This is a genomic window from Frankia sp. Hr75.2, assembly GCF_949319125.1.
GTDB classification, from domain to species: domain Bacteria; phylum Actinomycetota; class Actinomycetes; order Frankiales; family Frankiaceae; genus Parafrankia; species Parafrankia soli.
The window spans coordinates 84,312-109,264 of the sequence record NZ_CASGGV010000044.1; the positions used below are offsets into that span (position 1 = coordinate 84,312).

The 24,953-nt window shown below is 72.7% G+C and carries 21 protein-coding genes; 14 read left to right on the forward strand and 7 right to left on the reverse strand.

Translation table 11 applies throughout. The features are described from left to right. Positions 1-118: 118 nt before the first annotated feature. The 3 genes from AC559T_RS05195 to AC559T_RS05205 form a co-directional block, all read right to left on the reverse strand. Positions 119-1,222: an amidohydrolase family protein gene (locus AC559T_RS05195; RefSeq protein ID WP_373693984.1), complete on the reverse strand. Its 1,104-nt coding sequence runs from the start codon at positions 1,220-1,222 to the stop codon at positions 119-121. 73 nt (positions 1,223-1,295) lie between these two features. Beyond that, the gene (locus tag AC559T_RS05200) at positions 1,296-1,667 is read right to left on the reverse strand and encodes a hypothetical protein (RefSeq protein ID WP_020572709.1); all 372 of its coding nucleotides are present in this window, start codon (positions 1,665-1,667) and stop codon (positions 1,296-1,298) included. A 690-nt stretch (positions 1,668-2,357) separates the two neighbouring features. Further along, positions 2,358-3,290 carry a LysR family transcriptional regulator gene (locus AC559T_RS05205; RefSeq protein ID WP_112104692.1) on the reverse strand — a complete coding sequence of 311 codons (933 nt, stop codon included), beginning with the start codon at positions 3,288-3,290 and terminating at the stop codon, positions 2,358-2,360. A gap of 134 nt (positions 3,291-3,424) precedes the next feature. Between AC559T_RS05205 and AC559T_RS05210 the strand changes: the two genes are divergently transcribed. The 4 genes from AC559T_RS05210 (at position 3,425) to AC559T_RS05225 (ending at position 8,647) form a co-directional block, all read left to right on the forward strand. Further along, positions 3,425-4,087: a succinate dehydrogenase cytochrome b subunit gene (locus tag AC559T_RS05210; protein ID WP_498867959.1), complete on the forward strand. Its 663-nt coding sequence runs from the start codon at positions 3,425-3,427 to the stop codon at positions 4,085-4,087. 1 nt (position 4,088) lies between these two features. After that, positions 4,089-6,053, forward strand: a complete 1,965-nt coding sequence (locus AC559T_RS05215) for a fumarate reductase/succinate dehydrogenase flavoprotein subunit (protein WP_498867944.1) — start codon at positions 4,089-4,091, stop codon at positions 6,051-6,053. Positions 6,054-6,325: 272 nt separating this feature from the next. Continuing rightward, complete coding sequence (locus AC559T_RS05220) at positions 6,326-7,069, forward strand: succinate dehydrogenase/fumarate reductase iron-sulfur subunit (protein ID WP_020458904.1); 744 nt, start codon at positions 6,326-6,328, stop codon at positions 7,067-7,069. A 240-nt stretch (positions 7,070-7,309) separates the two neighbouring features. Then, positions 7,310-8,647, forward strand: coding sequence for an NAD(P)/FAD-dependent oxidoreductase (locus AC559T_RS05225; RefSeq protein ID WP_498867960.1), 1,338 nt, complete (start codon positions 7,310-7,312; stop codon positions 8,645-8,647). Between the two features lie 114 nt (positions 8,648-8,761). Here AC559T_RS05225 and AC559T_RS05230 read toward each other — a convergent pair whose 3' ends face one another. The 3 genes from AC559T_RS05230 to AC559T_RS05240 all read right to left on the reverse strand — a co-directional run bounded on the left by AC559T_RS05230 (position 8,762) and on the right by AC559T_RS05240 (position 14,030). Next, a complete protein-coding gene (locus AC559T_RS05230) occupies positions 8,762-9,943 on the reverse strand; it encodes a hypothetical protein (RefSeq protein ID WP_498867945.1) in 1,182 nt (393 codons plus the stop codon). A gap of 98 nt (positions 9,944-10,041) precedes the next feature. Beyond that, complete coding sequence (locus tag AC559T_RS05235; protein ID WP_498867961.1) at positions 10,042-11,796, reverse strand: DUF4012 domain-containing protein; 1,755 nt, start codon at positions 11,794-11,796, stop codon at positions 10,042-10,044. Positions 11,797-11,963: 167 nt separating this feature from the next. Next, positions 11,964-14,030 carry a tyrosine-protein kinase domain-containing protein gene (locus tag AC559T_RS05240; protein WP_498867946.1) on the reverse strand — a complete coding sequence of 689 codons (2,067 nt, stop codon included), beginning with the start codon at positions 14,028-14,030 and terminating at the stop codon, positions 11,964-11,966. Between the two features lie 115 nt (positions 14,031-14,145). Between AC559T_RS05240 and AC559T_RS05245 the strand changes: the two genes are divergently transcribed. Further along, on the forward strand, positions 14,146-16,083 hold the full coding sequence (locus AC559T_RS05245) for a polysaccharide biosynthesis protein (protein ID WP_498867947.1): 1,938 nt from the start codon (positions 14,146-14,148) through the stop codon (positions 16,081-16,083). A gap of 14 nt (positions 16,084-16,097) precedes the next feature. Here the strand turns inward: AC559T_RS05245 and AC559T_RS05250 are convergent, their stop codons facing one another. Beyond that, entirely contained in the window at positions 16,098-17,069 is a 972-nt protein-coding gene (locus tag AC559T_RS05250) for an NAD-dependent epimerase/dehydratase family protein (protein WP_112106398.1), read from the reverse strand. A 202-nt stretch (positions 17,070-17,271) separates the two neighbouring features. Between AC559T_RS05250 and AC559T_RS05255 the strand changes: the two genes are divergently transcribed. The 9 genes from AC559T_RS05255 to AC559T_RS05295 all read left to right on the forward strand — a co-directional run bounded on the left by AC559T_RS05255 (position 17,272) and on the right by AC559T_RS05295 (position 24,818). Further along, the gene (locus AC559T_RS05255) at positions 17,272-18,012 is read left to right on the forward strand and encodes a NeuD/PglB/VioB family sugar acetyltransferase (RefSeq protein ID WP_071061306.1); all 741 of its coding nucleotides are present in this window, start codon (positions 17,272-17,274) and stop codon (positions 18,010-18,012) included. A 7-nt stretch (positions 18,013-18,019) separates the two neighbouring features. Continuing rightward, positions 18,020-18,775: a tyrosine-protein phosphatase gene (locus tag AC559T_RS05260; RefSeq protein ID WP_498867948.1), complete on the forward strand. Its 756-nt coding sequence runs from the start codon at positions 18,020-18,022 to the stop codon at positions 18,773-18,775. 82 nt (positions 18,776-18,857) lie between these two features. Further along, positions 18,858-19,388, forward strand: coding sequence for a transglycosylase SLT domain-containing protein (locus AC559T_RS05265; protein WP_112106390.1), 531 nt, complete (start codon positions 18,858-18,860; stop codon positions 19,386-19,388). A gap of 9 nt (positions 19,389-19,397) precedes the next feature. Next, the gene (locus AC559T_RS05270; RefSeq protein WP_498867949.1) at positions 19,398-20,990 is read left to right on the forward strand and encodes a PucR family transcriptional regulator; all 1,593 of its coding nucleotides are present in this window, start codon (positions 19,398-19,400) and stop codon (positions 20,988-20,990) included. Between the two features lie 244 nt (positions 20,991-21,234). Next, on the forward strand, positions 21,235-22,221 hold the full coding sequence (locus tag AC559T_RS05275; protein ID WP_498867950.1) for an ACP S-malonyltransferase: 987 nt from the start codon (positions 21,235-21,237) through the stop codon (positions 22,219-22,221). Further along, entirely contained in the window at positions 22,218-23,156 is a 939-nt protein-coding gene (locus AC559T_RS05280; RefSeq protein ID WP_498867951.1) for a beta-ketoacyl-ACP synthase III, read from the forward strand. The genes AC559T_RS05275 and AC559T_RS05280 overlap by 4 nt, the downstream gene beginning before the upstream one ends. After that, a complete protein-coding gene (locus AC559T_RS05285; RefSeq protein ID WP_498867952.1) occupies positions 23,147-23,329 on the forward strand; it encodes a hypothetical protein in 183 nt (60 codons plus the stop codon). Before AC559T_RS05280 ends, AC559T_RS05285 begins: the two co-directional genes overlap by 10 nt. Positions 23,330-23,346: 17 nt before the next feature. Further along, on the forward strand, positions 23,347-23,595 hold the full coding sequence (locus tag AC559T_RS05290; RefSeq protein WP_020458891.1) for an acyl carrier protein: 249 nt from the start codon (positions 23,347-23,349) through the stop codon (positions 23,593-23,595). Further along, on the forward strand, positions 23,592-24,818 hold the full coding sequence (locus AC559T_RS05295; protein ID WP_071061315.1) for a beta-ketoacyl-ACP synthase II: 1,227 nt from the start codon (positions 23,592-23,594) through the stop codon (positions 24,816-24,818). Before AC559T_RS05290 ends, AC559T_RS05295 begins: the two co-directional genes overlap by 4 nt. The last annotated feature ends 135 nt before the right edge of the window (positions 24,819-24,953 follow it).

Sequence of the window (24,953 nt, forward strand, 5' to 3'; positions counted from 1 at the left end):
TACGCGCATCGACACAGGCGCATCGGTAGTACGGCGCATCGGTACGGCGCCGCCCCACCACACGTGGAACGAGCGACACGCGGAGAGGTTCCGCCGGGCCCACGGCCCGAAGGGACGTCTAGATCGCGCGGCCGCGCAGGACGATGAGGTCGGGGGCGCGCAGTACGCGGACGTCCGCGGTCGGGTCCTCGGGGTAGACCACGAGGTCGGCGGGCGCGGCCTCCTCCAGGCCGGGTCGGCCGAGCCAGCGGCGGGCGTCCCAGCAGGCGGCGCTCAGGGCCGTCCGCGGCGGGAGCCCGGCGGCGACGAGCTCGGCCACCTCGTCCGCCACCAGGCCGTGCGGGAGGGAGCCGCCGGCGTCCGTGCCGACGTAGATCGGAATGCCGGCCTCGTGCGCGGCGGCCACGGTGTCGTACCGGCGGGCGTGCAGGTCGCGCATGTGGCGGGCGTAGGTGGGGAACCTCGCCTCGGCGCCGGCGGCGATCCCTTCGAAGGTCGCGATGTTCACCAGGGTCGGGACGATCGCGACGCCGCGCTCGGCGAACAGCGTGATGGTGTCGGCGGTGAGCCCGGTGGCGTGTTCGACGCAGTCGATGCCGGCCCGGGCCAGGTCCGCGAGGGAGTTCTCGGCGAAACAGTGTGCCGTCACCCGGGCGCCGTGGGCGTGTGCGGCGTCGATCGCGGCGCGGGCCGCGTCCGGCGGCCAGCAGGGGGCGAGGTCGCCCACGGACCGGTCGATCCAGTCACCGACGAGTTTGACCCAGCCGTCGCCGCGGCCGGCCTGCTCGATGACCTCGGCGACGAGGTCCCCCGGGTCCACCTCGGCCGCGTAGCCGCGCAGGTAGCGCCTGGGCCGCGCGATGTGCCGGCCGGCGCGGATCAGTCGCGGCAGGTCCGGGCGGCCGTCGATCCAGCGGGTGTCGGACGGCGATCCCGCGTCGCGCAGCAGGAGGGCGCCGGTGTCCCGGTCGGTGCGGATCTGGTCTTCGGCGGTCGCGGCGTCGGTGGCCCCGGTCGCGACGAGGCCCACGTGGCAGTGCGCGTCGACGAGGCCGGGAATCGCCCATCCTGACACGGTGCGCACGTCGCGCGCGGCGGCCCCGGTCGGGGCGGAGAAGCTCACCCGCCCGTCGACCACCCAGGCCTCATCCCGGACGTCGTCGGGGCCCACCAGGACGTGGCCGGTGATCCGCAGCGTCGGCGTGGTCGTCACGCCCTCCATCTTCCCCGCCTGAAGCGGCCGTCCCCCCGGGGATACCGCCGGATCGGCGGCCCCGGGGGCCCGGCGGCGTGACTCAGAGGTCGAGCTGTGCCTCGATGGTGCGCAGGCGGTGCCGGGACAGCGCGAGGTTCGCTCGCGACTTGTCGAGCACCAGGTAGAGGAACAGCCCCCGCCCGGAGTGGCTCTGCAGCAGGCGGATCAGGTGGTACTGGCGGCCCAGGGTGATGAGGATGTCCTCGATGGAGTCCGCCAGACCCAGGCTGTCCATGGTGCGGATCTTCGCCCGGATCACCTCGGTGTTACCGGCCGCTGCCACCTCCAGGTCCAGGGTGTGGCTGCTTCCCAGCGTGCCGAGCGTCATCCCACTGGTGAAGTCGACCAGCGCGACCCCGGTCGCACCATCGATCTCCATCGCTTCCTTGAGAGCGATGTCGACGCTGTTCATATTGCCTCCCGCACGTATTTCCTGAGTATCCGGAACGCCGGGCTCCGAACGCTCCGACGAGTTCTCCTGCTGCTCAGTCGCAGCTACATTCGACCGCTCGAACCAGGTGTTCTCGGCCCGTCTACGCATCTCGCCCCACTGGCCCATGCGCCCCGCCCGGTCACCGAGCGCGGTCAAGATCCCGCGCCCCCTCCCAGACCGGGACGCCCACGAAGATCCGGGAACGTGTGCTGGTCAGATGCGTGGGGGACCCGCGGGCGGGGAGCGGGGGCAGCCTCAGGCCCACCGTGACACCAATGCACCACCGGCCGACTCCCAGCCGACAGGAAAGATCGAGAAACGGCTTGGCGAACATGGCCCACCACAGCACCGACCCCCCGTTCCCGGCACCGGGACCCGTCAACGGAATCGCCTGCACCGCAACAACTTCGGCGCCGGTCACCCGGCACCATCACCCCAATCTCCGAACCCGGCTCCGAATTGCTTCGAACAGCTGGTTGCGGACATTACGGAGTGCTCAGAGGCCAACGCCAACCAGGAAATACACATTCACAAACGTGATGTACATAACATTCGCGAGGATAATACTCTCCGTGATAGATATGGTCGCGCAGAGCGTGTGCCATCCAGGCCAGCGGACGCGTTTCATCCAGCCCGGAGACGTACGTCATCCGAACCGGGAGACGCGTGTCAGCCGGGCAGGAGATCCGTGCCCGGCGGGAGCGTTCCGGCCTCGGCCGTGCTCTTCAGGTAGGCCCGCAGGCTGCGCCGCAGCTCCTGGGCCGCCCGCGGCGGCTCGACGTCACGGCGGTGGGCCAGCCCGATCGTCCGGTGCAGACCGGGCGGGGCGAAGGCGGTGGTACGCAGCCGCTGGCGCCGGGCGACCATGCTCGGGATCACCGCGGCACCCAGCCCGGCCTCGACGAAGCCGACCACCGCGTCCATCTCCCCGCCCTCGATCGCGAAGGTCGGCTCGAAGCCGGCGATCCGGCAGGCACTCACGGTGAACTCCCGGAGGTCGTAGCCCCGGCGGAACATCACCAGCGGGCGGTGGCGCAGGTCGGACACCTGGAGGTGGCCGTCCCGCGCCGGCGGCGGGGAGTTCTCGGACGTGACGACGACCAGGTCCTCGCGCAGCAGTGGCGTGGTCGACAGCGCCGGATCCGAGCTGTGCAGCGGAAGGATGATGAGCGCCAGGTCGAGGTGGCCCTGCGCCAGGTCGCGGATGAGATCGCGTGAGCCGCCCTCCTCGACGAGCAGCCGGATGCCCGGGTAGTCGAGGTGGAAGGCGTGCAGCACCTCGGGCAGGAACCCGGTGCACAGGCTCGGCGTCGCGCCCAGCCGCACGGTGCCGTGCCGCAGATCGAGCAGCTCCTGCACCTGACGGCGGGCCGTCTCGGTGTCGGCGAGGATCCTTCGTGCCAGCGGGAGCAGTGTCTCCCCTGCCGGAGTGAGTGTGATGTTCCCCCGCATTCGGTTGAACAGGGGACTACCCAGCTCCTGTTCCAGGGCACGGATCTGTTGCGAGAGGGACGGCTGCGCTACGTGCTCACGCTCGGCCGCACGGGTGAAGTGCCTGGTCTCGGCCACGGCCACGAAATACGCAAGCTGATGGAGCTGCACACCTTAGGGTAGCCGACGATAGTTACTGGCTATCGAGATCAGGCCCATCATGTCTTGGACCACTCGGAGAGTTGTCCTTAGGGTTTCCCAACGTGGCTGTAACGAACGACGCGCGGCCTACGTCCCCCGTAGGCATCTTCTGGCGGTCCACCATCGGCAAGAAGGCTGTGATGGCCGTCACCGGGGCGGTGATGCTCCTCTATCTCCTCGCCCACATGCTCGGGAACCTGAAGATCTTCTTCGGCCGCGAGAGCTTCGACGAGTACGCGCACTGGCTGCGCTCGATCGGAGTGCCGGCGCTCCACGGAGCCTGGTTCCTCTGGGTCATGCGAGCCCTGCTGCTCGGGGCGGTGGTCCTGCATGCCGCGTCGGCGTACCAGCTGAGCCGGCGCGACCTCAGGGCCCGGCCGCAGAAGTACTCGCACCGGCAGCGGCTCGAGGCGAGCTACGCCGTGAACACGATGCGCTACGGCGGCATCATCATCGGCCTGTTCATCATCTACCACCTCCTCGATTTCACGGCTCTGACGCTCAACCGCAACGGGGTTGAGGGCGCCGCCTACGACAACGTGGTGTCCAGCTTCTCCGTGTGGTGGGTCACACTTTTCTACATCATCGCCATGCTAGCGCTCGGTCTCCACATCCATCACGGATTCTGGAGCGCTGCTCGTACCCTCGGCGTGCACAGTGCGGCCCGGGAAAAGAACCTGAAGGCCGTCGCGACCGTGCTGGCGGTCCTCCTCTCGGCGGGTTTCATGGTCGTTCCCATCGCCGTGCTGGCCGGATTGGTGGACTGAGATGCCCGAGACGACCTCCCTCGGCTCTGGCGGAGGCTCCTACTGGACGGTGGGCGACGACATCGTCGACACCGCCGCCCCGGACGGCCCGATCGAAACCCGCTGGGACCGGCGCAAGTTCGCCGCCAAGCTGGTCAACCCCGCCAACCGCCGCCGCCACACCGTGATCGTGGTCGGTACCGGCCTCGCCGGCGGCGCGGCCGGCGCGACCCTGGCCGAGCAGGGTTACAACGTCATCCAGTTCTGCTTCCAGGACTCGCCCCGGCGCGCGCACTCGATCGCCGCGCAGGGCGGCATCAACGCGGCGAAGAACTACCGCAACGACGGCGACTCCGTCTACCGGCTGTTCTACGACACGGTCAAGGGCGGCGACTTCCGCGCCCGCGAGTCCAACGTCTACCGGCTCGCCCAGATCTCGACGCAGATCATCGACCAGTGCGTCGCGCAGGGCGTGCCGTTCGCCCGCGAGTACTCCGGCCTGCTCGACACCCGCTCCTTCGGCGGCGTGCAGGTCCAGCGGACCTTCTACGCGCGGGGCCAGACGGGCCAGCAGCTGCTGATCGGCGCCTACCAGGCGCTGTCCCGCCAGATCGACGCCGGCGGGGTGGAGATCCACCCCCGCACCGAGATGCTCGACCTGATCGTCATCGACGGCCGGGCCCGGGGCATCGTCGCCCGCGACCTGGTCACCGGCAAGATCACTCCGTACCTGGCGGACGCGGTCGTGCTCGCCACCGGCGGCTACGGCAACGTCTTCTTCCTCTCCACGAACGCCAAGGGCTCCAACACCACGGCGACGTGGCGGGCCCACCGGCGCGGGGCGCTGTTCGCCAACCCCTGCTACACGCAGATCCACCCGACCTGCATCCCCCGTTCCGGGGAGTACCAGGGCAAGCTCACGCTGATGAGCGAGTCGCTGCGCAACGACGGCCGCATCTGGGTGCCCAAGCAGAAGGGCGACACCCGCTCGCCGGACCAGATCCCCGAGGCCGAGCGCGACTACTACCTGGAGCGGATCTACCCGGCCTTCGGCAACCTGGTCCCGCGTGACATCGCGTCGCGCGCGGCGAAGTACCAGTGCGACGACGGCCGCGGCGTCGGCCCGGGTGGGCTCGGTGTGTACCTCGACTTCGCCGACGCCATCAAGCGCATGGGCGAGGACAAGGTCCGCGAGAAGTACGGCAACCTGTTCGAGATGTACGAGCGGATCACCGGCGAGGACCCGTACAAGGTCCCGATGCGGATCTACCCGGCCGTCCACTACACGATGGGCGGGCTGTGGGTCGACTACGACCTGCAGAGCTCCATCCCCGGGATGTTCGTGATCGGTGAGGCCAACTTCTCCGACCACGGCGCGAACCGCCTCGGCGCCAGCGCCCTCATGCAGGGCCTGGCCGACGGCTACTTCGTCCTGCCGCCCATGATCGGCAACTACATCGCCAGCACCAAGCTGGGCTCGGTCAGCCTGGACGACCCGACGGTGACGTCCGTGGTCGGCGAGGTCACCGGCCGGCTCGGCCGGCTGCTGGAGATCAACGGCGACCGCACGCCCGACTCGTTCCACCGCGAGCTCGGCGAGCTCATCTGGGACGAGTGCGGCATGGGCCGCACCGAGGCGGGCCTGCGCAAGGCGCTCGCCCGCATCCCGGAGCTGCGCGAGGAGTTCTGGCGGCGGGTGAAGGTCCCAGGCGACTCCGGCGAGCTGAACCAGTCGCTGGAGAAGGCGAACCGGATCGCGGACTTCCTCGAGTTCGGCGAGCTGCTGTGCATCGACGCCCTGCACCGCGCCGAGTCCTGCGGCGGCCACTTCCGCGAGGAGAGCCAGACCCCGGACGGCGAGGCGCTGCGCGACGACGAGCGCTTCGCCTACGCGGCGGCGTGGGAGTACACCGGCGGGGCCCCGGTACTGCACCGGGAGCCGCTGCAGTTCGACTACGTCCACCTGGCCCAGCGCAACTACTCGTGATCCTCCTGGTCGGCCGCCGCCCGTCGCCCCGATGTGGGGCGGTACGGTGGCGGCCGGCGACGGGGCTGCCAGCGGCGGCCGGCACACGTCCCACCGGGTGAGCCCGGGCGGCCGCGGGCACGTCCCGTCCGGAGCAGCCAGCGGCCGCCGGCCGCTCCGGACGCGCCCCTCCCCCGCTTCCCGCCATCAGTCTTCCCCGCGCCACAGGCGGCGCGATCATGGACGTCCGCGCGCCGCGCGACGAGCCCACAGCACTCGAAGGAGCCCCGACCGTGAACCTCACCCTTCGGATCTGGCGGCAGCGCGGCCCGGAGGACCGCGGTGCCATGGTCACCTACGACCTGCCCGACGTCAGCCCGGACATGTCCTTCCTCGAGATGCTCGACGTGCTCAACGAGCGGCTCATCCTCGAGGGCGAGGATCCGGTGGCCTTCGACCACGACTGCCGCGAGGGCATCTGCGGCGCGTGCGGAGTGGTCATCAACGGCCAGGCGCACGGCCCGCGTGACCGCACCACGACCTGCCAGCTCCACATGCGCTCGTTCAACGACGGCGATGTCATCGACGTCGAGCCGTGGCGGGCCGGTGCCTTCCCGGTCGTGCGGGACCTGGTCGTCGACCGCTCCAGCTTCGACCGCATCATCGGCGCCGGCGGCTACATCTCGGTGGTCACCGGCAGCGCGCCCGAGGCGCACTCGACGCCGGTGCCCAAGCCCGTCGCCGACGCCGCGTTCGACAACGCGACCTGTATCGGCTGCGGTGCCTGCGTGGCGGCGTGCCCGAACGGGTCGTCGATGCTGTTCACCTCGGCCAAGGTCACCCACCTCAACCTGCTGCCCCAGGGCGCCCCGGAGCGCGAGACCCGGGTCCGCAACATGGTCGAGGCCATGGACGCCGAGGGCTTCGGCGGCTGCACCAACACCGGTGAGTGCACCGTGGCCTGCCCGAAGGGCATCCCGCTGACGAGCATCGGGAACCTGAACCGCGAGTACCTGCGGGCCGTCACCCGGCGGTAGCCGCCGTCCCACCCACACCGCGCCGCCCGCCCGCCCGGCGCCCGCCCGCCCGCGCCACTCGACGCCGGCCGCCCCGCCCACCTGGCGGGGTGGCCCGCAGGTGCCCGGTTGGTGGCTGTTTCGGCGGCCGGAGGGCTGAACGGCCCACGGGCGGGAACATCTTCGGTCGTGGACCCTCGTCCCGCGCATGTCATCTCCTCCGCCCCCAGGGCGCGCTCCGCAGGGCCACGCCCCGACCACGTGGCCGTCGTCGGCGGCGGCATGGTCGGGCTCTGTGTGGCCTGGTTCCTCCAGGAACGCGGGGTCGGCGTCACCGTCCTCGAACGCGACCGGGTGACGCCCGGTCCGGTCTGGGGCGGGGCCGGCGCGTCCTGGGGCAGCGCGGGCTGGCTCACCCCGGGGCTGGCCACGCCCCTGCCGGAACCGGCCGTGCTGCGCTATGGCCTGCGGATGCTGCTCCGGCCGGACAGCCCCGTCTACCTGCCGCCGGCGGCCGACCCGGCGCTCGGCCGCTTCCTCGCCGGCTTCGTCGCGCACAGTACGCACGACCGGTGGCGGGCGGCGATGCGGGCGCTGTCCCCGCTGACCCGGCGCAGCCTGGACGCCTTCGACGACCTCGCGGACGGCGGGGTGGCCGCGCCGACCCGGGCCGCCGCCCCGTTCCTGGCCTGCTACCGCGACCAGCGCGGCGCCGACGCGCTGCTCGCCGAGCTCGACGACGTCCGGGCCTGCGGCCAGCCGGTGGACGCGGTCGCGCTTGATCCACTGACAGCGCGGGACCTCGCTCCCCTGCTCTCCGACCAGATCACCCACGTCGTCCAGGTGCACGGGCAGCGCTACTGCGACCCGGGCCGGTTCGTCGCCGCGCTGGCGGACGCGGTGCGCGAGCGCGGCGGGATCATCCGGGAGGGAGTCGGCGTCGACAAGGTCATCGACCTGGGCTCCCGGGTGGTGCTCGCGCTGGCCGACCACACCGAGCCACCTGTGCACTTCGATGCGGTGGTGCTGGCGACCGGCGCCTGGCTGCCCCGGCTGGCGGCCCGTTACGGGGTGCGGTCGACGGTGCAGGCCGGCCGCGGCTACTCGTTCACCGCCGCGGTGGAGAAGCCGCCCACCGGGCCGATCTACTTCCCGGCCTCCCGGGTGGCCTGCACCCCGATCGGGGACGGCCTGCGGATCGCCGGGATGATGGAGTTCCGCCGTCCCGACGCCGCGCCGGACCCGCGCCGCGTCGACGCGATCGCCGCGGCCGCGGGCGAGCTGCTGCGCGGGGTCGACCTGCGCTCGCGGACACTGGAGTGGGTGGGCCCGCGCCCGTGCACGCCGGACGGGCTGCCGCTCGTCGGGCCGACATCCTCACCGCGGGTGCACGTGGCTGGCGGCCACGGGATGTGGGGCATCACCCTGGGCCCGATCACCGGGCGGCTGGTGGCTGAGGCACTGGTCGAGGGGCGGACACCACCCGAGCTGGCCCCGTTCGACCCGCTGCGCAGGTCGGCCCCCTGGTCCGGCTCGACCCGCTGGAGCCGCTCGACCCGTTGGGCCCGTCGGCGCCCGTCGACCCGTTGGGGTTGGTAGATCCGCCGCACCGACAGATCCCCGAGGACGGCGACGGGCCGCCCGCGCCAGGTTCGCGCGGACGGCCCGTGCCTCTCAGACGTGGTGCCGGATCACCTCTCCCGGTGCGTCGGGTCAGCCCTGCGCCCGGCCGGCGAGCCTGCGACGACGCGCGGCGACCCGAAGCAGGACACCGCCGCCGAGCAGCGCGACGGCGATGGAGGCCATGGCACCGGTCTCGACACCGGTGAAGGGCAGCGCCCCACCGGCCCCACCGGCCCCGCCGGCCCCGCCGGCCCCGCCGGCTCCCGCACCCGCGCCGACACCACCGACACCGCCGACACCGCCGACACCGACCACACCACCGGCGATGATGCAGTCACCGTCGCGGCGCCTGTCATCCTTGTCGTTCCACCCGTCCTTGTCGTTCCACCCGTCGGCCAGCGGGGTGGCCACTGGAGCGGCGAGTCCGTCACGGCGCTCGCCGTCGAACTTGTCGTCACGGCGCTCGTCGAACTTGTCGTCTCTGGCTCCGTCGACATGGTCACGGTCCTTGTCGAAGCCGTCACCGAAGCACGAGTCGTCCCTGTCGTGATCGCCGAGGCCCCAGCCGCCCCCGTGGCTGATCCAGTTCCCGACCAGGGCCGGGTCGAACGGCAGGCCAGTGATACCGCCCTGACCGAGGCCGATGACCAGCACCGTCGCGGTGACTATGCGGGTGTCCTTGTGTGGGCCCCGCGGCGGCGCGAGCTCAGAGGCGAGCCCGAGCTGCGACGGGTCGGCCGCAACCGGCGAGGCGATCTGATCCGGCTCGAGGGTCTCCGGGTCGGTCTCCTCGACCAGCGGCTCGTCGGAGAGGGTCAGGTCCGGCTCGAGGGTCTCCGGGTCGGTCTCCTCGACCAGCGGCTCGTCGGAGAGGGTCGGATCCGGGAGGATTCCCGCCGGCGATGTGGCGGCCGTGTGGCGCGCGGTCTGGCCGATACCGGCGAGCGTCTGCGTGCCCGCCGTGGGGAAGGTGATCGGTACGCTGAACGCACCGGACCCGTTGGCCTGCGTCGTGGTTTTGTATACGCCGTTCAGTTCGATATTCACTCGCGACCCCGGCCAGAAGCCGCACCCGCTGAACACCGCGGCCTCGCCCACCAAAAGGACCGACTTGCTGACAGTGCCCTCCCCGATGGGTCCGGAGCAGTGAACCGGCGGGTACGGCTTGCGATCGGGCTTGTCATCGAATGCCGCCGCTGGAGAAGCCGGCAGCGCGGCGAGCGCCAGCCCGCCGCCCGCCACCAGCGCGACGCCGAGAGTTCGGAACTTCATTCAGACACTCTCCCTGCGGATGATTCGTTCAAGCAGTCGGATGATTGACTACAGGGAGACTACAGAGAGTCACCATCCGTGTCTAGAACGCTCCGCACCTACTTGGCGACCCTGCGCGACCAAACCGAAGTGGTCGGCAGGCCCTCTACCACCAGCTGCTCGGGAACCGTCAGAGGCTGAGTACGAACGGCGAGTGTCGGGCCAGCGGCGGGCTCGAGGACGCGCACCTGCAGCGTCCGGGTCTGCCCCCGATCGACCGTCAGATATGTCGACAGGACGGGATGGCCACGCTCCTCACCCGACGTCAGCGCGACCGGCTGGCCGTCGAGGCGGGCGTCGACGAACCAGCTCCCGCGCCCCGTATAGAGGGAGACCCACAGGTTGTTCTGCGCCTCTTCGTTTTTCCAGCCGGGGATGTCGACGTCTTGGCGGTTACGGACGTAGTCGCTCAGACCCTCCGGCGCCACGTTCGTCAGCCGAACAGTGATCATCGCGCGTCCGGTTCCATCGGGCTGGCGCTCCATGCGGTAGGTGGTGCGGCGCCGCAACCAGTAGTCGAGCTTGCTCGCCGTCGCGTTCTGCGTGACGACCCCCAGAAACGGGCCAGGCACATCCAGCAGCGCCCCACCCAGCGCGGTCGACGAAATTACCTCCTCCTCATCGGCGTGGTTACTTGACACCTGGAGTCGACCCTCGCGGGCGGCTCGAGCCAGCGCCCGGAGAAGGTCCTCCGTACTGCCCGCGGCACCCGTGTCCGAGATAACCGCCTCGTAGACGGCCTCACCGACCATGGCGAAGAACTCGTCACGCCCCGCGACGTCGTCGATCTCCTGATAGACCCGGGACTCGACCAGCTCCACGAGCTCGTTCGCCGGGATCACACGGCCGTCGGGGAGGACGGCCGGGCGGGTGGCCGCCAGCAGATAGGACAGCGCCGTGGGGTCGAGGCTGATCGTCCCGTCGAGCGCCGTCCCCGCGCCGGCGCGGTAGAGCCCGGAGTACAGCCGCCCCACGGTCGGGTAGTCGGGCGTGAGGTTGGCGTTCGCCCACACGCGCGCGGGCCAGAACCCGCCGTAGCGCGCCTCGAACTCCGGAGACAGGTCGGTGGCCGGCCGGGCCTGCGTCGGTCCGCCGGGCAGGCTGCCGTTACCCGAGATGTTGTCGAGCTCCAGTTGGCCCTCGGTGACCGTCAACACGCCGAACCCGCCGATGATGCCGCCGTTCGCCCGCGACTCGGCCGGGTTCTGCACGACCAGCAGGTAGCGGCGGGGCCCGTCCGCTCCGAGCATGCCCGGCCCCAGCCGGGCCCCCAGGACCAGCGTGTCGAGCGCGCCATACAACCGGGAAGCAGTGGCGACCGCCTGCCCGCGGGCTTCGTCGAGGCCAAGGGCACCGCCGAGCCAGCCGCACCCGGAGACCCTCCGCGCCGCGGCGTCGAACGAGCCGACGGCCTCACGCGCCCGCTCGGCGGGCGCCCGCGCCGCGGCCAGCGCGCGGATGTTCACGGCCGTCCCCGACCGCAGGCTGGACGGGGCCAGCCCGTCGCCCAGCTCGGCGACCGACGGCAGCGCGTCGGTGGCCACGTCATCCAGCGCGGCGGCGAGTGCCGCGCTGGAGTGCAGCGGGCAGCCGGCGAACGGGATGTGCCCGGCCAGCGACCACAGCGGATCAGACGTCAGCGACCGGGCCGCCTCCGTGCGCGCGGCGACCTCGTCGATGGCCCGGCGCAGTTCGGCCTCCTCGGGCACCGCACCGTTCGCGACAGTGGCCTGCAGCCGGGAGATCTGCGCCCTGGCGGCCTCGAGATGGGACTGCGCGAGCAGGCCTCGCACCACGATCCAGGTGCCAAACATCAGCAGGAGGGCGAACAGCACGGCGCCGCCCGCTACGACCCGCCGGTCCGGTCGCCACCCGCGCCGAACCGGCGACGGACGGCGATCCTCCTCCCCGGCCCGGTGAACGACCGCAGGCCCCCCACCACTGTCACTCGTGTGCTCCGTTTCCCCCGAAAACGGCTCCCTCACCGGTCCGCGGAACGGTCGGAACCATGATCCGACGCGCCGTAGGCGAGCGGCGCCGTGCGGTCCTCCGGCTCCCGCTGGGTGACGATCTCGACCACCGGCGGATTCTCACGCTCCCCCGCGCCGCTCTCACGTGCCCGTCCCACGGACGCCCCCGGCGGTACCGCGGACTCGCCCGCCGACCCGGCGACCGACGGCACGGCACTCGCCGCCGTGGCCGGCGACGTGGAACCGCTGGCCACCTCCGCCGGACCCGCCGCTGTCGATACGGGAACTCCCGACCCGGCCGGCGCACGACCCGAGCCGCCCGCGCCACCCGCGGGGGCCGCCTCCTCAGGAGCTGATCCCCTGGCCACCGGGACGCCGCCTCGCGAGCTCTCGACACCGGGCGCGGCGCCGGGACGGGTCGCGGACGGTGGTTGCGCCGATCCCTTCGCGGCCGACCGCGATCCGGCTCCAGCCCTCCGGCTCACGGCCTTGCGACCGGCGGCCCCGAGCTCGCCGGTCGAGGACCCGCCCGGCGAGGACGTGGCCGGTGTCCGCGCTCCAGCGGACGGAACACCCGCCGGGCCTGACGCCGGGCGCGTGTCCGTGGACGAGACGGGGGCGGCTGCCACGCCGGCCGGGCGCAGCCCGCGGTCGGTGGCGCCGGGAAGGCGAACTCCGCTCCTGTCACCGGAACGCGCGTGCCGGGCCCGCGGGGCGTATTCGTACCGCCCGTAGTAATAGGCGTCCGCTCCCTTGGTCGGCACCATGTTGAGAACGCTTCCGATCACGCGCGCGTCCACCGCCCGCAGCGCATCCGCCGCGCGGCGGATCTGTTCGCGCCGCGTCCGTCCCGCCCTGGCGACCAGCAGCACGCCGTCTACCCGGGTCGCCAGCACGGCGGCGTCCGTGACCGGCAGCAGCGGCGGGGCGTCGATGAGGACGAAGTCGAAGCGGGTGCAGAGCACGTCGATGAGGTCGGCCATGTTGCGGGATCCGAGCAGCTCGCTCGGGTTCGGCGGAACGGGGCCGCTCGGCAGCACCTCGACCCGGCCGTCGCCGACCCGGCCCTCGCCCCAGGGCTGGAGCACGTCGTCGAGGTCGGCCGCGCCGATCAGCACCGACGTCAGCCCGGCCGCGGACTCGATTCCCAGATACTCGCCGAAGGAGGGCCGCCGCAGGTCACCCTCGACGAGGCACACACGGGCTCCGCCCTGAGCCAGAATGATCGCGAGGTTACAGATCGTCGTGGTCTTTCCCTCCCCCGGCAACGAGCTGCTGATGAGGATCGATCGGGGGGCGGTGTCCACATCCACGAACTGCAGGTTCGTGCGGAGCTGGCGGAACGCCTCGGCGCGCGGCGAATGGGGGTTGGCGTGGATGATCAGCGGTCGCCGGCCGGCGCCCGCATCGTAGGCGATCATCGCCAGGTTCGGCAGCCCCGTGACCGCCCTGACGTCCGACTCCCCGGTGACGCTCGTGTCCAGCCGGTGACGGAGAAGCGCGGCGCCGATACTGATCATCAGCCCCAGCAGCACCCCGAGCGCGATGTTGCGGACGGGCTGGGGGGAGACCGGCGCCGCCGGGAGCTTGGCCTTCTCCCAGACTCGAACCCGCACCGAGGGCGGCTGGTCCTCGGCCGGTCTCTCGATCCGGGCGACGGCCGCGGAGAACGCCTCACCGACCGCGTCCGCGATCGACTGCGCGCGGTGGGGGTCGGCATCGCGCACGACGGCGCGCAGCAGCACGGTGTCCGGCACGGCCTGCGCCTCGATGCGCCCGCGCAGCTGGGACGCACTGTCGTCCAGGTTGAGCTGGTCGATGACCGCGGCGGCGACCCGCTCGCTGGCGACCAGGTTCGCATAGGACTTGACCCGCTGCTCGGAGAGCAGTCCGCCCTGGTAGGCGGACGCCATGCCCTCATCGCTGCCGGACGATGAGACGACCATCGTCACCGTCGCCGCATAAATCTTGGTCGCGCGCCAGGTCGCCGTCGCCGCAAGCAGACCTCCCAACAGGGCGCAGGTCAGCACGAGCAACCAGCTTCGACGCAGGACGCGCACGTAGTCGCGCAGTTCCACTCGCCGACCACCCTCCCGGGACCTCTCCCGAACACTCACCGTGACACTCAACAGACACAACGTACCGCACCGGTAGTCGTCCATTTACGCACAGTGGCAATTACTCTATGGCCTCATGTGGAGACGTAGAGTAGACGGATCGCGTCACGGTCTGTGGATGACAGCGGTCGCACGGCGCGTGTCGCGCCTCAATCTCCGTCAGCGGGTCGGGCTCCAGATCGTCCTGGACGTCTGTGCGCTCGCGCTCGGGTTCACCGCCGCCCAGGTCGGCCGGCTCGACCTCGACCCGGCCGCGCTGGCCGACCCAAGCTTCTGGGTCATCGTCTTCCTGGCCACCTGCCTGCTCCACTTCCTGGGCACGGCGCTGCACCTCTACCTGGGCCGGTACCGGTTCGGCGGGTTCGAGGAGGTGCTGGGCATCCTGGTCACGGTGGCCCTCACCGTCCTCGGGGTGCTCGTCGTGGTGATGGCGTTCGGCGCGCCCCGGCCGGTTCCGCTCAGCGTGCCGCCGCTCGGCGGGGCGGTGACCCTGGTACTGATGTTCGGCGTCCGTTACCTGTGGAGACTGACGGAGGAGCGGCTGCGCCGGCCGGCCCCGGACGCGGCCGAGCCCCTGATCGTCTTCGGCGCGGGCGACGGTGGGCAGATGGTGCTCACCGCGATGCTGCGCACGCCGAGCAGCCCCTACTACCCGGTCGCGCTGCTCGACGACGACCAGCGGACCTGGAACCTGCAGCTTTCCGGGGTGCGGGTCCGCGGCGGCCGGGACGCGATCGCCGGCGTCGCGGCATCCACCGGCGCACGCACCCTGCTCGTCGCGATCCCCAGCGCGGACGCGGCCCTACTACGGGAGATCAGCGCGCTGGCCGAACCGGCCGGGCTCGCCGTCAAGGTGCTCCCCCGCGTCGTCGACCTGGTGGACGGCACCGTCGGCGTCGCGGACATCCGCGATCTCGACCTCGCCGACCTGCTCGGCCGGCGGCAGATCCAGACCGACATGACAGCCGCCGAGCGGTACCTCACCGGACGCCGCGTCCTGGTGACCGGCGCCGGCGGGTCGATCGGATCGGAGCTGTGCCGGCAGATCCACGTCTTCGGGCCGGCCGAGCTGATCATGCTGGACCGGGACGAGTCGGCATTGCGCGCCGTCCAGCTCTCGCTGCACGGCCGGGCGATGCTCGAGGACGACGCGATCGTCCTCGGCGACATCCGCGACACCGAGCTGATGACCTCGCTGTTCGCCGCCCGCCGGCCCGAGGTCGTCTTCCACGCCGCGGCGCTCAAGCACCTCCCGCTGCTGGAGCGCTTCCCGGGTGAGTCGGTGAAGACGAACCTGTGGGGGACGCTGACCGTCCTGGAGGCCGCGGTCGCCTGCGGGGTGCGGCGCCTGGTGAACATCTCGACGGACAAGGCCGCCAACCCGAGCAGCGTGCTCGGCCACTCCAAGCGGATCACCGAGCGCCTCACCGCCCACGTCGCCGGGCAGGCGCCGGGGGTGCTGGTCAGCGTCCGCTTCGGCAACGTGCTCGGCAGCAACGGCTCGGTGCTGACCGTCTTCGCCGGCCAGCTCGCCGCGGGAGGGCCGCTGACGGTCACCCACCCGGAGGTGACCCGCTACTTCATGACCGTCCAGGAGGCCGTCCAGCTCGTCCTGCAGGCCGGGGCGCTGGGCTCGGCCGGCGAGGCGCTGGTCCTCGACATGGGGGAACCGGTGGGCATCGCGGACGTCGCCCGTCGCATCGCGGCCCGCGCGCCCGCGCCGGTGGACATCGTCTACACCGGGCTCGGCGCGGGCGAGAAGCTGCACGAGGAGCTGCTGGGCGCCGGCGAGTGGGACTCCCGGCCGCGACACCCGCTGATCTCGCAGGTACCGGTGCCGCCGCTGGACCCGGCCGCCGTCCGGGACGTCGACCCGTACGCGGCGCCGGATCTGATCCGGGCCACGCTGGCCCGGCTGGCCGCCGAACAGCCCACGCCGAAAGTGCCGCGCCAGGCCGGTCCACGCCAGGACGAGCCGCGCCAGGACGGGCCGCCCGAGGCTCGGGTCGGGTGAGCCGGCAGTGACGGTCAGCGGTGGGGGGTGTCCGCGGATCTGGGCGCGGCGCCGGGGGCCTCGCCGAGGCGTTCCCGGTACCAGTGCACGGTCTCCTCCAGGGTCGCCCGCAGGTCAGAGCGCTCGACGGAGCCGAAGAGCGCGTGCATGGCGTCCGGGCGGGCGCACGAGTCGCGGACGTCCCCGGCGCGCGGCGCGCCGTGCGCCACGTCCAGCCGGCGGCCGAGGATGTCCTCGAGGTGGGCGACCAACGCCAGCAGGTCGGTGCTCGTCCCGAACGCCAGGTTCACCGGCCCGGGGTGGGCCAGCCGGCGGCAGGCCGCGTCGGCCAGCAGCCCGGCGACCGCCTCGACGTAGGTGAAGTCCCTGGTCTGCCGGCCGTCGCCGTGCACCGGCAACGGACGTCCACGCAGCGCGGCGTCGATGAACGACGGCACGACGGCGGCGTGGGCGCGCCGGGCCGGCTGGTACGGGCCGTAGACGTTGAACAGCCGCGCGACCAGGACCGGCAGCCCGAAGCTCGCCTGGTGCGCCAGGGCGTACCCCTCGGCCGCCAGCGCGCTGGCCGCGTACGGGCTGGTCGGACGCGGCGGGTCGTCCTCGGTCTGGGGGCGGCCGCCGGACGTCCCGTACACCAGAGCGGAGGAGACGACCACCACGTGGGTCTCGCCCCGCTGCGCCACGTCGAGCACGGTCAGTGTGCCGGTCGCATTGACGTGGTGGGTGGCCAGCGGGTCGAGCAGCGAGCGCTCGACGGAGGGCCGCGCAGCCAGGTGGACGACGCTGTCCGCCCCGGTGCAGGCGTCCTCCAGCAGCTCACGGTCGGTGACGCTGCCGAGGACGAGGCGCGCGGGCAGGCCGAGCAGGTTCGACCGGGCTCCGGTGCTGAGGTCGTCGACCACGACCACCTCACAGCCATGGGCCAGCAGCGCACGGGTCAGGTGGGCACCGATGAACCCGGCGCCCCCGGTCACCACGACCCTCATCGTCCGAATCACTCCCCATGAGCACATCAAGCGACGATAAGCAACCGATCAGATACCCATAGTAATCGAGTCGAGGGAAGCGGCCGGCGATACCGCACATCCCGTGGCGGCGCACCCTCCAGGCGGGCGGCACCGCCCGACGGGATCGACTACTCAGAGTGTCCGATTGAACGGGAGCCGTCATCGCTCTACGGTCGGCCCCGTGCCAGACCTCGGACGCCAGCTCGTCATCGTGGGAGCCGGCGGCCACGGCCGCGAGCTCCTCGACCTCGTCGAGGCGGTCAACGCCGCCAGCGACCGGGACATCTACCGGTTCCTCGGGTTCCTCGACGACGGCGAGGTCGATCCCGACCCGCTCGCCCGGCGCGGGAGCACCGTGCTGGGCGGGCTCGACCTGCTGGCCAGCCTCGAGGCCGACTACCTGATCGGCGTCGGCGCGGCGGCCTCACGGGCCCGCATCGACCGGTACGCCAGCGCGTGCGGACGGCGCCCGGCCACGATCGTCCATCCCCGCGCCCACCTGGGCGGCGACGTGAAGCTCGGGCCGGGCACCGTGGTCTGCGCGCTCGCGAGCCTCACCACCAACATCGAGACGGGCCGGCACGTCCTGGTGAACATCGGTGCCGGCATCGCGCACGACTGCCGCCTCGGCGACTACGCGACGCTCGCCCCCGGCGCCCGGATCGGCGGTGGCGTCGAGGTCGGCCCCGGCGCCTGGGTGGGGATGCAGGCCAGCGTCGTGCGGAGCCGGCGGATCGGCGCCGGGGCGGTGGTCGGCGCCGGGGCGGTCGTCACCGGCGACGTGCGCCCCGGACTCGTCGTGGCCGGGGTGCCGGCCCGCCCGATCGACCCGTCCGACGCCGGTGCGGACGCCGCCCGGCCACCGATAGTGGAACCGAGGACACCCGAACCCCAGTCCGGGGCACCCCGAGCCGACCTATGATCGGGAGGTGCACCGCTGGTTCGACCTCGCAGGCACTGACAACACCCGTGACCTCGGCGGGATGCCGACGTCCGACGGGCGCCTGACCCGGTCGGGCGCCTTCCTGCGCAGCGACACCCTGCAGGAGCTGACCACCGCCGACGTGGCCCGGCTGCGCGAGGTGTTCGGCCTGCGGACGGTGCTCGACCTGCGGGCCCGGGTGGAGGCCGCGCGGGAGGGCCGCGGCCCGCTGGAGTACGAGGACGTGGCCTACCACAACCACTCGTTCCTGCCCGGCGAATGGATCATGCCGGACGATCCCCGGTTCCCCGCGATCGTGAAGGACCTCGACTCGGTCGACCGGGTCGAGCACTACCTGGACTACCTCCGCCTGGCCGGGGACGCCGTGGCCGAATCCATCCGCCTGCTCGCCCAGCCGGTGACGGGGCCGGCACTGTTCCACTGTGCCGCCGGCAAGGACCGCACCGGCGTACTGTCGGCGCTCCTGCTCGGGATCGTCGGCGTCGACGACGAGGCGATCATCAAGGACTACACCCTGACCAACGAGCGCATCGCCCGGGTCGACGCCCGGCTCGCCCGCCGCCCGTCCTACAACCGGCCCGAGGATCCGCTGACCATCGACAAGATGAGCTGCCGGCCGGAGGTCATGCGCGGTTTTCTCGGCGGTGTCGCCGAGATATGGGGTGGTCCGACCGCCTGGGCGCGCGGGGCGGGCGTCCCCGAGGAGGACCTGCGCTCGCTGCGGTCACGGCTTGTCGGGTGAGGGGGGGCGACGGCTGGAACGACCGCGGCGAAGACCACAATCGCTCGGACACATCACCCGTACGGAACGGACAACAGGAGGCATGATCCGGCGCGCGCCCGTCACCGCGGTCCTGGCCGTGGTCATCGTGATCGCGCTGCTGTCCGGATGCAGCCACATCTTCGAACGACCCTTCGCCGACGTGCCCGCCGACCTGATCCCCGTGTTCCAGGCCGCGGCGGCCACCTACGGGGTCCTCAGCGCGGCGCAGCTCGCCGCGCAGGCCAGGGTGGAGAGCAGCTTCGATCCCGCGGCCGTCTCGCACGCCGGCGCCCGCGGCATGATGCAGTTCCTCCCGACCACCTGGGCGGAGTTCGGCATCGACGGCAGCGGCGACGGCCGCGCCGACCCCCTCGAGCCCCGCGACGCGATCGTCTCGGCGGCCCACTACGAGGCACACCTGGCCGAGGCCGTGGCCAATCTGCCCGGGGATCGCATCTCCCTGGTGCTCGCGGCCTACAACGCGGGGCCGGACGCCGTCCGCGTCGCGGGAGGCATCCCGGACTTCGACGAGACCCGCTCCTATGTCGCTCGGGTGCATGACTGGGCCGCCACCTATCGGGACCAGCTCTGACGGCGTGACATGCTCGACGCCGTGGCAGCAGACCGGTCCGGCGAGGCATCCGCGCACGAACCCCCGGCCGGTCCGGGATCGCCGGCGGAGGGCGCTCCGCTGCCCCCGTCCCTCTCGCCGGCCACCGCGGCCTCCTTCTCCTCCTCCACCCCCGTCTCCTCGACGTCGGGGCCCGGCCACGTCGTGCCGCCGGCCCGGACCGCGCCGCCCGCGCGGGACGACGCCCTCGGCGGCGCACCGGCCGGCCGCGCGCTTCCGCCCCGCGGCTCCACCGACGAGGTGATCCGCCGGGTCGAGCTGGCGAGCGGCCGGCTCGCCTCGCGGGCGGTCACCCGGATGACCGAGGTGCTCCCCTGGTACCCGGCGATGTCCGCCCGGCACCGCGCCGACATTCAGCTCGTGGTGCAGGCCGGGATCTCGTCGTTCGTCGAGTGGTGCCGCCGCCCCGAGCACGCCCGGGAGCTGTCCGGCGACGTCTTCCGGGTCGCGCCCCGCGAGCTGGTGCGGGCGGTGACCTTCCGCCGACTGGTCGACCTCGTCCGGGTCGCCGTCGAGGCGATCGAGGCCGAGGTGCCGACGCTGGCCGGCCCGGAGCACGAGCAGCGGCTGCTCGCCGACGTGTTGCGCTACTCCCGGGACATCGCGTTCGCCGGCGCGGTCGTGTACGCGCGGGCCGCCGAGGAGCGCGGTGCGTGGGACGCCCGGCTGGAGGCGCTGGTCGTCGACCACGTGGTGCGCGGCGAGGTCGACCGCGGCCTGCCGTCGCGGGCCGCCGCGGTCGGCTGGCGCAACCCGCCGTCGGTCACCGTCGTCGTCGGCGCGGCGCCGCCGACCTCGCCCGAGGTCGCCGTCGACGAGGTGCACCGGCTGGCGCGGGGAGCCGGCCTCGAGGTGCTCGCCGGGGTCCACCACGACCGGCTCGTGATGGTCGTCGGCGGTGCCTTCGGCCCTGACGACGGCGACCCGCCGGGCCCGCCGACGACCAGCGGCGGAAGCGGGCCCGGCAGCGTTGGGCACGGTGGGATTGGGCACGGTGGGAGTGGGCCTGGCGGCGTCGGCGGGTCCGCGTCCGCCGCGACGGGTACCGGGGGCGGGTCCGGCCGCGGCGACACCCCGCCGCCGTCCGGCGACGCCGACACCGCGCTGGAGGCCGCCCGCGCGCTGCTGCCCGCCTGCGGGCCGGGCCCCGTGGTGGTCGGGCCGATCGCGGGCGATCTCACCGGGGCGCCCCGGTGCGCCCGCGCGGCGCTCGCCGCCGCGGACGTCGTCGCCGCCTGGCCGGCGGCGCCGCGCCCGGTCTCGGCGAGCGCGCTGTTGCCGGAGCTCGCGCTGGCCGGTGATCCGGACGCCCGGCAGAGCCTGATCAGGGAGGTCTACCTCCCGCTGCGCCACGCCGGCACCCCGCTGTTGGAGACAGCCGGCGCATACCTCGACTTCGGCGCGTCGCTGGAGGCGACCGCCCGGGCGCTCTACCTTCATCCGAACACGGTGCGTTACCGGCTGCGCAAGGCCGCGGACGTCTGCGGTCTCGATCCCGCCGATCACCGCGAGCGGTTCATACTGCACATCGCTCTGGTACTCGGTCGCCTGGACGGTACGTAACCTACAGGTCAGATCGGACCCGACCCCCGTCCGCGACCCGCCCGCGCGGCCCCTCCCGTCGGTGCGAGAACCGTCACACCAAGCAAATTTACCGCCCTGTCACCGGATTCCGGTCCAGAGGCATGGAGGGGCACTAACGCACCGTCGGAGCCTGCCGCTTTGTAGGACACCGACAACGAGCCGACGAGACATCGGTGACTCGTCGCCAGCGACAACGACCGGCCACACGGGGTTAGGTGAATACGTGCTCGCGATCCTCGCACCAGGACAGGGTGCTCAGACGCCGGGACAGCTCCGTCCCTGGCTGGAACTCGACGGCGTCGAGTCCCGGCTGCGCTGGTGGTCGGCGGCGGCCGGTTTGGACCTCGTCGACATCGGCTGTGAGGCACCGGCGGAGACGATCCGGGATACCGCGGTCGCCCAGCCGCTCATCGTCGCGAACGGGCTGCTGGCCGCCGAGCAGCTCGGCCTGCTGCCGGCGACCCCCGCCGGCGGCGCCCGCGCCGTCGTGGCCGGGCACAGCGTCGGCGAGATCACCGGCGCCGCGATCACCGGCTCGCTCACCCCGGAGTCGGCGCTGCTGTTCGTCGGCCTGCGTGGCCGCGCGATGGCCGAGGCGTCCGCGCGGACCCCCACCGGGATGACCGCGCTGCTCGGTGGCGACCCGGACGAGGTCGCCGCGGCGCTGGAGGGAATGGGCCTCACCGCCGCGAACCGCAACGGCGCCGGGCAGATCGTCGCCGCGGGCACGCTCGAGGACCTCGCGAAACTCGCCGACTCCCCGCCACCGAAGACGAAGCTGCGGCCCCTGTCCGTAGCCGGCGCGTTCCACACCCACCACATGGCCTCGGCCGGCGACGCGCTGCGCGCCGTCGCGGGCGGCATCCGGCCCGGGGCTCCGGTCCTCGGCCAGCTCTCCAACGCCGACGGCGCCGCGGTGCACGACGGCGCCGACCTCCTCACCCGGCTGGTCACCCAGGTGGCGGCACCGGTGCGCTGGGATCTGTGCCTGGCCGCCATGCGCGAGGCCGGGGTGACCGCCGTGATCGAGCTGCCGCCCGCCGGCACGCTCGCCGGCATCGCCCGGCGCGAGCTGCGGGGAACGAAGATCGTCGCGGTGAAGACGCCCGCCGATCTGGACGCCGCCCGCGAGCTCGTCGCCGAGTACCTGCCCCCCGCCGGAGTGGCCGTGCCGACCCAGGCCGAGTCCCTGGTCGGGGCGACCTCATGACAGGGGCGCGGTTGCTGGGGCTGGGCACCTACCGCCCGGGCCGGCTGGTCACCAACGACGAGATCACCCGGCAGGTCGACACCTCGGACCTCTGGATCCGCACCCGGACCGGCATCTCGACCCGGCGGATCGCCGACGACGACGAGACCACGGTCGCGATGGGGGTCAGCGCGGCGGACAAGGCGCTGGCCGCCGCCGGGCTGGCCGCCCGCGACGTCGACGCCGTGATCGGGGCGACCTGCACGGCGCCGTCCCAGATCCCGGGCACCGCGCCGCAGGTCGCCGCCCGGCTCGGCGCGTCGGCCGCGGGGACCTTCGACATCAACGGCGGCTGCGCCGGCTTCTGCTACGCCGTCTCCACCGCGGCGGACATGGTGCGGGCCGGCAGCGCCCGGCACGTGCTGGTCGTCGCGACCGAGCGGCTCTCCGACTACACCGACTGGAGTGACCGTTCCACCTGCATCCTGCTCGCGGACGGCGCCGGCGCGGTCGTGATCGGCGCCGCCGAGACCGATCAGATCGGCCCGGCGGTCTGGGGCCACGACGGGTCGCGGCCCGAGGCGATCCGGGTTCCCGGGCGTGGCGACAACTCGTTCCGCATGGAGGGCCCGGCCGTGTTCCGCTGGGCACTCTCGCTCGTTCCCACCCTGCGCACGGTCTGCGACCGGGCCGGTGTGGCGCCCGAAGAGCTGGCCGCGATCGTGCCGCACCAGGCGAACCTGCGCATCGTCGAGGCGCTCGCGGGCGGCCTCGGCGTCCCCGACGTGCCGGTCGCCCGCGATGTGGTGGACTCCGGCAACACGTCCGCGGCGAGCATCCCGCTGGCGCTCGACCGGATGATGGAAGCCGGCGAGATCGTCTCGGGCGATCCGGTGCTGCTGTTCGGTTTCGGCGCCGGCCTGACCTACTGCGGACAGGTCGTCCGATGCCCCTGAGCACCGACGTCCCCGAGCACCACATTTCTCCCAGGTACTCCGCTGCCCCCGAGTACCCCGGCCCGAGCCGCGGCCACCCGTGCCGCGACCGGGCCCCGCGCCACCGCCGGACGGAGCTGCCCGCGCGGGCCGCCCGTCCAGCCACCGGCTCGGCCGGAACGCTGATCCCGTAACGCACAGGAGGAAAGCCATGTCGCAAACCGATATTCTCGCCGGCCTCGCCGCGATCCTCGAGGAAGTCGCCGGTGTGGACCCGGCCGACGTCACCGCGGACAAGACCTTCATCGACGACCTGGACGTCGACTCGCTCTCCATGGTCGAGGTCGTCGTCGCGGCCGAGGAGAAGTTCGGCGTGAAGATCCCGGACGAGGACGTCAAGACCCTCAAGACCGTCGGCGACGCCGTCTCGTACATCCAGCGGGCGGGTGTCGCCGCGTGACCCCGACCCCCAGGCAGGTCGTCGTCACCGGCCTCGGGGCTACCACTCCCCTCGGCGGCGACGTGCCGTCCACGTGGGAGGGGCTGCTCTCCGGCCGCTCCGGCGCGCGTCGCCTGACCGAGGACTGGGTCGAACAGCTCCCCGTCCACATCGCCGCCCCGCTCGCGGTCGAGCCACCGCTGGGCCGCGTCGAGGCCAGAACTCTCGACCGCAGCCAGCAGATGGCGCTGGTCGCCGCGCGGGAGGCATGGGCCCACGCGGGCTCTCCGGAAGTCGACTCCGAGCGCCTCGCCGTCTGCGTGGCGTCCGGGATCGGCGGGGTGCTGACCCTGCTCAACCAGCACGACGTGCTGCGGGAGCGTGGGGCTCGGCGGGTGTCGCCGCACGTCGTGCCGATGCTGATGCCAAACGGCCCGGCGAGCACGGTCGGCCTGGCGTTCGGTGCCAAGGCCGGTGTGCACGCGCCGGTCAGCGCGTGTGCGTCCGGCTCGGAGGCGATCGCGCTGGCGCTGGACATCATCCGCGCCGGCCGGGCGGACATCGTGATCGCCGGCGGCACGGAGGCTGCGATCGCCGCCCTGCCGATCGCCGGGTTCGCGCAGATGCAGGCGCTCTCCCGGCGTAACGACGCTCCCGAGACCGCCTCGCGGCCGTTCGACAAGGCCCGGGACGGCTTCCTGCTCGGCGAGGGCGCGGCGGTCATCGTGGTGGAGGCGGCGGAGCACGCGCAGGCACGCGGCGCGCGGGTCCTCGGGACCCTCGCCGGCGCCGGCATCAGCTCGGACGCCTACCACGTGGCCGCGACGGATCCGACCGGTGCCGGCGCGGCCCGGGCGATCCGGGCGGCGCTGCGCTCGGCCTCCCTGGAGCCCGAGGACGTCATCCACGTCAACGCGCACGCGACGTCGACCCCGACCGGAGACGTCGCCGAGTCGATCGCGCTTCGGCTGGCGCTGGGCTCCGCGCTCGACTCGATCGCGGTGACCTCGACCAAGTCGATGACCGGCCACCTGCTCGGGGCGGCCGGCGCGCTGGAGGCCGTGGTCACGCTGCTCTCGCTGCGCGAGCGCGTCGTCCCCGCGACGCGCAATCTCGACGCGCTCGACGACGAGATCGCACTGGATGTCGTGAGCATCGACAACCGGGAACTCGGCACCGGCGCGGGCCTGTCGAACTCGTTCGGGTTCGGTGGGCACGACGTCTGTCTCGCGTTCACGGTGTAGGACGCACGCCCGGCGCCCCGAGGGAAGACCGTGCCGCCGCCGCGGCGGCGGCACGCCCGGGGGCGCCGGGACGGTTCGCCGGGATCCAAGCCCCGGCCAGGAAACACCTCACGGTGGCCGCACCGGGGCCGCCAT

What these genes read in the sequence shown, in the direction of transcription:
- AC559T_RS05265 (WP_112106390.1), top strand. Translation starts at nt 18,858, where the DNA reads ATGATCCGGCGCGCGCCCGTCACCGCGGTCCTGGCCGTGGTCATCGTG.
- AC559T_RS05285 (WP_498867952.1), top strand. Translation starts at nt 23,147, where the DNA reads ATGCCCCTGAGCACCGACGTCCCCGAGCACCACATTTCTCCCAGGTAC.
- AC559T_RS05235 (WP_498867961.1), bottom strand. Translation starts at nt 11,796, where the DNA reads ATGTTTGGCACCTGGATCGTGGTGCGAGGCCTGCTCGCGCAGTCCCAT.
- AC559T_RS05230 (WP_498867945.1), bottom strand. Translation starts at nt 9,943, where the DNA reads ATGAAGTTCCGAACTCTCGGCGTCGCGCTGGTGGCGGGCGGCGGGCTG.
- AC559T_RS05200 (WP_020572709.1), bottom strand. Translation starts at nt 1,667, where the DNA reads ATGAACAGCGTCGACATCGCTCTCAAGGAAGCGATGGAGATCGATGGT.
- AC559T_RS05245 (WP_498867947.1), top strand. Translation starts at nt 14,146, where the DNA reads ATGTGGAGACGTAGAGTAGACGGATCGCGTCACGGTCTGTGGATGACA.
- AC559T_RS05280 (WP_498867951.1), top strand. Translation starts at nt 22,218, where the DNA reads ATGACAGGGGCGCGGTTGCTGGGGCTGGGCACCTACCGCCCGGGCCGG.
- AC559T_RS05195 (WP_373693984.1), bottom strand. Translation starts at nt 1,222, where the DNA reads ATGGAGGGCGTGACGACCACGCCGACGCTGCGGATCACCGGCCACGTC.
- AC559T_RS05270 (WP_498867949.1), top strand. Translation starts at nt 19,398, where the DNA reads ATGCTCGACGCCGTGGCAGCAGACCGGTCCGGCGAGGCATCCGCGCAC.
- AC559T_RS05215 (WP_498867944.1), top strand. Translation starts at nt 4,089, where the DNA reads ATGCCCGAGACGACCTCCCTCGGCTCTGGCGGAGGCTCCTACTGGACG.
- AC559T_RS05250 (WP_112106398.1), bottom strand. Translation starts at nt 17,069, where the DNA reads ATGAGGGTCGTGGTGACCGGGGGCGCCGGGTTCATCGGTGCCCACCTG.
- AC559T_RS05290 (WP_020458891.1), top strand. Translation starts at nt 23,347, where the DNA reads ATGTCGCAAACCGATATTCTCGCCGGCCTCGCCGCGATCCTCGAGGAA.